Source organism: Sphingomonas sp. CCH10-B3 (assembly GCF_001556185.1).
GTDB lineage: Bacteria > Pseudomonadota > Alphaproteobacteria > Sphingomonadales > Sphingomonadaceae > Sphingomonas > Sphingomonas aquatica.
On the sequence record NZ_LSIJ01000052.1, the window covers coordinates 1 to 5,563 of the forward strand.

Below are 5,563 nucleotides of genomic sequence, written 5' to 3' on the forward strand. Positions count from 1 at the left end.
GAAGGCACGGCAAAACCTTAGCGTATATCTGGGTCCGTTCTGTGTACCGACCCCGATCAGTAGCGAACAATGGCGGGAGGAAACGCAATGGCCAGCGGAAAAGAGGTCGTCCACGAACTGCTGGTGAGTCGGGATGCTTTTGTGATCATTGCGGACGCCATCAAATGGCTGACAATAGAACGGTCGAAGTTTCAGCGCCTTAGAGATGTGATCACAGATGTGATTCGTGCTCCAGATCTTTCCAATCGGGAGTTGCTCGCCGCATTCAACCGGCACCGGCCCTGCGATGGGCGGGTAAGGATCTATCTCAGATTAAGCGGCGCTCTGAATGCCGAATTTGACACCCTCAAGGCCCGCCTCGGAGAAGTCACGGGAGACCAGTGCGGTGTGCGTGAGACGGTGATCTTCTGCGCCCTCGCCATCAGTCTGCGCCAAATTTCTCTTGCCAAAGCCGCATTTTAGAATTCACATCATGCAGTTGCATAGGGAGAATTGACGGAGGCAAGGATGGGTCAGGGGGCGAACCCAAACGAGCGCAAGAGCTGTCATAGGCTGCAAGCTGAGTACGCCGATTTGATCAAGTACCAGATGAACCGGCAGGGCGTCAGTCTCCGTAAGCTTGTCGATGAGGGGATCATCAAGAGCAGCCACCGCAGCGGTCTGTTCGAGCGCATCGCTGATGGCAGTGTGTCGACAGCCGAGTTTAACCGGATCAACGAACGACTTGGCATCGATCCCGTCAGAGCAGCGATCGCTGTCCACTGCTTTGTCAGCCCGGAGTCCTATGAAGACCCCTGCTGCGAAACCTCTGCCCAACTTGCCATTGCCCTGGCGCTCCAGCTCAGCGAAGAGATGGCCGCGTGCGATGGGACTTTTGAGCCCATCCGCGAAGCCCTTTGCCACGGCATCGCGCAGCGCACCTCGAGCGCTATAGCCAGGCACCATACAGCGCTGGAAGCACGGCGGCACGACCCTGCGCTGTTTGACCGCTCATTCGGCTGAGCAAGCGAACTGCAGCATCAGCCAAGCGCCCACGCTTAGCAGAAGCGTCGCAGATCCATTGGTGATATGAACACACAGCTTGGAATATGATCGCCGCCAAGCGCGCGTTGCGGAGCAATCGGCTCGAGGATCAGGGACCAGTCTGCCGGTGAAGCAAGAAACGCTCATTGCCTGGACATCGCTCTATATTGCGGTCGGCATCATGGCGCTGATCTGCGCCGCACTTTCGACAATCGTGACCCTCGATGACTGGCGAACTGGCCGATGGGCTCCCGCCTGCACAAGCACGCTCGACAAGGCATTGTTGCTCCCGAAGCTCTGGCTGCACTGGCAAGCCAACTATCTCACCGGCACACCGGTGATCCTGGCTATCAGCCTCTACTATGCCTCCAGCATTGGTTTTTCAGTTTTCCGGGACATCTGACCCTCCAGCGAACGCAAGAAGCCTGACCGACCTGAAGAGGTTGTCCGCTCCTCGCCGGGCAAGCGAGACTGGCGGGGCAGAGCTTCCGCTGAGCGATGCAAGTATGGTGCGGACATAGCTGCGCGTTTCAGCAAAGGGCGGAACTCCGCCATGCTTGTCGACGTTGCCCGGACCGGCATTGTACGCAGCCAAAGCAAGATGCCACGAGCCATAGCGATCGAGCTGCTCACGCAGGTAACGCGCTCCGCCGCGGAGGTTTTCGACAGGGTCCCAAGGATCTGAAACGCCAAGATAGTTTGCGGTCCCCGGCATCAGCTGTGCCATGCCCATCGCCCCGGCAGGACTACGCGCAAAGGGCTGGTAGCGGCTTTCATGAGCAACGAGCGCGTCAAACAGCCGCAGGGGAACGCCGGCTTCGCAAGCGGCTGCGGCGACGTGGCGGAAATAGAGACGGCGTCGCGATTGTGCCATCTCGGACAGGTCATAGCGCGGGAAGTACCCTCCAGAGAGACAATCGGGACCTGGCGCGAGGCTCGATGCATTCACCGGCACGGGAATGACGGTGGAGCTTCCGCGTCTCATCCAGGACGGGATATAGAACAACGGGGGCGCGGGGCTGACAGGGGTGATCTCCTGCTCCTCCGCAAACGCTGTCGCTTCAGTCTCGGGAACGGGCTGCTTGGCTTGCAGCTGCGCGTTGGGACTTTTGACAACCACTCCGGGCACCAAGAGCGCGAATTCAGAGGGCGTGCTGCTCGAGAAGTCCTCAAGCTTGACCTCTTGGGCGACGGCTTGAGAATTTAGCGCGACAAGCGCTGCGCTGAGGTAGATTTTCATAACCACACCTTTCGGCATGGCTTGGGAACCGCCAACTAAGGTTATCGAGATGGCTCCGCTGGCGCAAGCGTCGTATGGATTTGGAGAGGTAAGCACCGCAACAGCATCTGCCGCCCAAGACCCGGTCGTTCCTCGCCACACATCAAAGTGACCGCTTTTGTCGAAATCTGCCACTCAGCTTGATCGAGCGGACCGAAAGCTGCGACCACATCGCATATCATGGTCGAACGAACGTGGACCCAAACTGTGACCGGCCGTTGGAACTGCATCGGCACCGGAGTTCATCACTGCAATAAACGCAGCGGAGTGGTGCTGTAGGGTACGCTTACTTGCAGGATGCAGTCAGTTATCTGGCTTCGGCAAGCACAGGGTTTAACGAGAGTAGCTGAATTTGCTGGGTTGGTGCCATTCGCGTCCACAGCCCCTAACTTCAGCTTTGTGCCCAAATTTTGCTCATCTAGTTTGTAGGTGAATGATCGAGGAAGCTGTCGATCGCTCAGGCGTCAACCTAACATCCTTGGCTAGCTGGGGGGCCGTAAATCCGCATGACTGAAGCCCTCTGATTTTTTGCATTTCGGGGTGCTAGTCTGAGACTTGCTGGGCTCACAAAGGGCGAAAAGCATTTTGATATCGCTAAAGAAGCTTGCGTTGCTCGAAGCTGCGTTAAGCTTTGCGCGAGGCTGTGTAACTATGTCTTTGATCACGTCGAACACAGTAGTATGGACCAAACGGTGACACAGCGCCTCTTTCTCTATCTCGCGGCATTTCTTGCCGCGCTGCTACCCATAGAGGCGACCTATGCAGCGAACGGTTGCGCGCCGATGGCAGAGATGAACGCGGACGCAGGCGACTGCAGCGAATGCATGGATGATGAGCGCGGGCAGTGTCAGAGCTATTGCTTGGCCTTGTGCCAGACGCTTCCGGCAGCGCGCGTTTCGTCGCTAGAGCCGCGCGATCTTTCGTCACTCAATTTTCTAGCGCTTCTCGAAAAGTTTCCGCCCCTGCCTAACGGGGGGCCGGAACCGCCGCCTCCCCGAATGCTCCGCTGATCGACGGAATTCAATTTCAACGGAGATAAACATCATGAAGAAGTACATCATCACGGCAGCAGTGCTGCTCGGTTCCAGCTCAGCTGCTTTTGCCGCCACGCCGGAGCAGGTCGCATCGCTCGCAATGTCCTGCTGCGACCTCGTGCTCGCATGCTGCGAGGCTGCAATGGACTGCTGCCCGTAAGGGACTAGCCAAGGCATAAGGGCGGGCGTCCGGTCACCAACTGGGCGCCCGCTTTCTTTTGGACCGCTCTTGCGCGAATGCCTAACAGTCGAGCAAGCCTCGTAAAAGCTATTCATTATAGCCTTTAACTTATTGGCATTCGGGATGTTCACGAAATGCTTTTCGAGTGACCATCCCAATTGCAGCCATCAGGCTGATCGTCCCGGACCCACCAGAATCAATCCTGCTCCGACGAGACAAATCGCCGCGCCAATGACATCCCAGCGGTCGGGTCGTGCGCCTTCGACACTCCAAAGCCAAATCAGTGACGCTGCGATGTAGACGCCGCCATAGGCTGCGAATGCGCGGCCCGCAGCGGATGTATCGACCAGCGTGAGGAGCCAGGCAAAAATCGCGAGCGACACCATGCCCGGCGCAACCCACCAGGCAGATTTGTCGAGCCGCAACCATGCCCAGAACGAGAAGCAACCGGCGATCTCCGCCAGCGCGGCGAGCGCATAGATGAGTCCGGTTGGCATGGTTAGTGCTCGATCCGTGGCGATAGTGGGGCTGGGCAGACCATTGCCGGGTGTCGCAGCATCGTCAACGCGGTCTGGTGGATCCATGCACGCGAGGCCGAAGCGTTGGCGCCAAAGCAGCGATCTTCGATCACGTTGCGGTCAGCGTGCGCGGGGCGAGGGTCTCGATGATCTTGCAGTCGGCCACGGTCCCGTGACGGCAGGATCCGATGACCCGGTCCAGTTCGCCACGCAGTGCGCTCAGATCGGCGATCTTGCGGTCGATTTCGGCGAGGTGGACGCGCGCGATTCCGTCAACGGCATCGCAGGATTGGGCCTTGTCATCCGACAGCGTGAGCAGTTCGCGCACGGCTTCGAGCGTGAAACCGAGATCGCGGGCGCGGCGGATGAACGACAGGCGCGCCAGATGATCATTGCCATAGGCACGGTAATTGGCACTTGTCCGAGCGGGTGGCGGCAACAACCCGATCTTTTCATAATAGCGCACCGTCTCGACCTTCGTCGCCGTGGCGCTCGCGAGTTCGCCAATTTTCACTGCCACTCCTTCGGGCTTGACCCTATAGTTGCTACAGGGTGTAGATAGAATGCCGACTCGCAGATTGTCGAGAAGGCAAAAAGATGGCTGATGATTGCTGCAAGGCCGCGTGCGGAACGACGGCAACTCTGAACGACCCGCGCTGGCGCAGGGCTTTGTGGATCGCGCTCGGCGTGAACGCCGGCATGTTCGCGGTGGAAATGGCGGCAGGGGCCGCTGCGGACAGCCGCGCGTTGCAGGCGGACGCACTCGATTTTCTGGGCGATGCCACCAATTATGCGATCAGCCTGCTGGTCGCCGGGATGGCGCTTGCATGGCGCGCGCGGGCGGCGCTGGCCAAGGGGCTCGCCCTCATTGGTCTGGGTGGTTGGGTCATGATCACAGCCGTTCTGGCGGCGCTCGGCGGAGCTGCACCCGAGCCTGAACTGATGGGAATCATCGGCGCGCTCGCGCTGGCGGCCAACACCGGTGTCGCCATCATGCTCTACCGTTTTCGCACTGGAGACGCGAACATGCGCTCGGTCTGGATATGCTCGCGCAATGACGCGATCGGCAATATCGCCGTCATGGCAGCCGCACTTGGCGTGTTCGGCACCGGGACAGCCTGGCCCGACCTCATTGTTGCAGCGATTCTGGCGCTGCTCGGGATCAGCGGCGGCATTCAGATTGTCCAGCAGGCACGGCGTGAATTGCGGAGCGTTGCGGCATGAAGGTTTCCCGTTCGACACATATCGCGCTCAAGCCGGAAACAGTCTGGGCCGAGGTGCAGACGGCGCGCCTGCTGCAGCATATCGCCTGGCCGCTGGTGCGCTTCATCCCGGTCGATGACGCGGCGTTCGACGGGTTTCGGCCTGGCGAGCGCTATGAGGTCAAGCTCCGCCTCCTTGGCATTATTCCGTTCGGGACACAGTGGATCGTGACGTCCCAGCACGAAGCTGCCGGCACCGAATGGCCGAAGCTGTCCCCCGTCAGCACCAATGGCACAGATTTGAGGTTGTGATTTAAGGAGGGTTG

General features: G+C 59.3%; 9 protein-coding genes. 6 read left to right on the top strand and 3 right to left on the bottom strand.

Going from position 1 to position 5,563, the window contains the following annotated elements; translation table 11 throughout:
• Positions 1–87: 87 nt before the first annotated feature.
• The 3 genes from AX672_RS08475 to AX672_RS08485 all read left to right on the top strand — a co-directional run bounded on the left by AX672_RS08475 (position 88) and on the right by AX672_RS08485 (position 1,426).
• Positions 88–462, top strand: a complete 375-nt coding sequence (locus AX672_RS08475; protein ID WP_066650715.1) for a hypothetical protein — start codon at positions 88–90, stop codon at positions 460–462.
• A gap of 45 nt (positions 463–507) precedes the next feature.
• Positions 508–1,002, top strand: a complete 495-nt coding sequence (locus AX672_RS08480; RefSeq protein ID WP_066650716.1) for a hypothetical protein — start codon at positions 508–510, stop codon at positions 1,000–1,002.
• Between the two features lie 79 nt (positions 1,003–1,081).
• Positions 1,082–1,426, top strand: a complete 345-nt coding sequence (locus tag AX672_RS08485) for a hypothetical protein (protein WP_231731234.1) — start codon at positions 1,082–1,084, stop codon at positions 1,424–1,426.
• On the opposite strand, the gene AX672_RS18860 is transcribed toward AX672_RS08485, so the two are convergent.
• A complete protein-coding gene (locus tag AX672_RS18860; RefSeq protein WP_202189283.1) occupies positions 1,406–2,437 on the bottom strand; it encodes a lytic transglycosylase domain-containing protein in 1,032 nt (343 codons plus the stop codon). The genes AX672_RS08485 and AX672_RS18860 overlap by 21 nt on opposite strands.
• 909 nt (positions 2,438–3,346) lie before the next feature.
• Between AX672_RS18860 and AX672_RS18565 the strand changes: the two genes are divergently transcribed.
• Positions 3,347–3,496, top strand: a complete 150-nt coding sequence (locus AX672_RS18565) for a hypothetical protein (RefSeq protein ID WP_168727403.1) — start codon at positions 3,347–3,349, stop codon at positions 3,494–3,496.
• Positions 3,497–3,684: 188 nt separating this feature from the next.
• On the opposite strand, the gene AX672_RS08500 is transcribed toward AX672_RS18565, so the two are convergent.
• Both AX672_RS08500 and AX672_RS08505 read right to left on the bottom strand, forming a co-directional pair.
• The gene (locus AX672_RS08500) at positions 3,685–4,014 is read right to left on the bottom strand and encodes a YnfA family protein (protein WP_066650720.1); all 330 of its coding nucleotides are present in this window, start codon (positions 4,012–4,014) and stop codon (positions 3,685–3,687) included.
• Between the two features lie 130 nt (positions 4,015–4,144).
• The gene (locus AX672_RS08505; protein WP_066650723.1) at positions 4,145–4,549 is read right to left on the bottom strand and encodes a MerR family transcriptional regulator; all 405 of its coding nucleotides are present in this window, start codon (positions 4,547–4,549) and stop codon (positions 4,145–4,147) included.
• 83 nt (positions 4,550–4,632) lie between these two features.
• Here AX672_RS08505 and AX672_RS08510 point away from each other — a divergent pair, with 83 nt between their 5' ends.
• Entirely contained in the window at positions 4,633–5,259 is a 627-nt protein-coding gene (locus AX672_RS08510) for a cation transporter (protein WP_066650721.1), read from the top strand.
• The gene (locus tag AX672_RS08515; protein ID WP_066650722.1) at positions 5,256–5,549 is read left to right on the top strand and encodes a hypothetical protein; all 294 of its coding nucleotides are present in this window, start codon (positions 5,256–5,258) and stop codon (positions 5,547–5,549) included. The genes AX672_RS08510 and AX672_RS08515 overlap by 4 nt, the downstream gene beginning before the upstream one ends.
• Positions 5,550–5,563: the final 14 nt, after the last annotated feature.

Coding starts and splice junctions, on each gene's coding strand:
- AX672_RS08475 (WP_066650715.1), top strand. CDS start 88: ATGGCCAGCGGAAAAGAGGTCGTCCACGAACTGCTGGTGAGTCGGGAT.
- AX672_RS08480 (WP_066650716.1), top strand. CDS start 508: ATGGGTCAGGGGGCGAACCCAAACGAGCGCAAGAGCTGTCATAGGCTG.
- AX672_RS18565 (WP_168727403.1), top strand. CDS start 3,347: ATGAAGAAGTACATCATCACGGCAGCAGTGCTGCTCGGTTCCAGCTCA.
- AX672_RS08500 (WP_066650720.1), bottom strand. CDS start 4,014: ATGCCAACCGGACTCATCTATGCGCTCGCCGCGCTGGCGGAGATCGCC.
- AX672_RS08510 (WP_066650721.1), top strand. CDS start 4,633: ATGGCTGATGATTGCTGCAAGGCCGCGTGCGGAACGACGGCAACTCTG.
- AX672_RS08515 (WP_066650722.1), top strand. CDS start 5,256: ATGAAGGTTTCCCGTTCGACACATATCGCGCTCAAGCCGGAAACAGTC.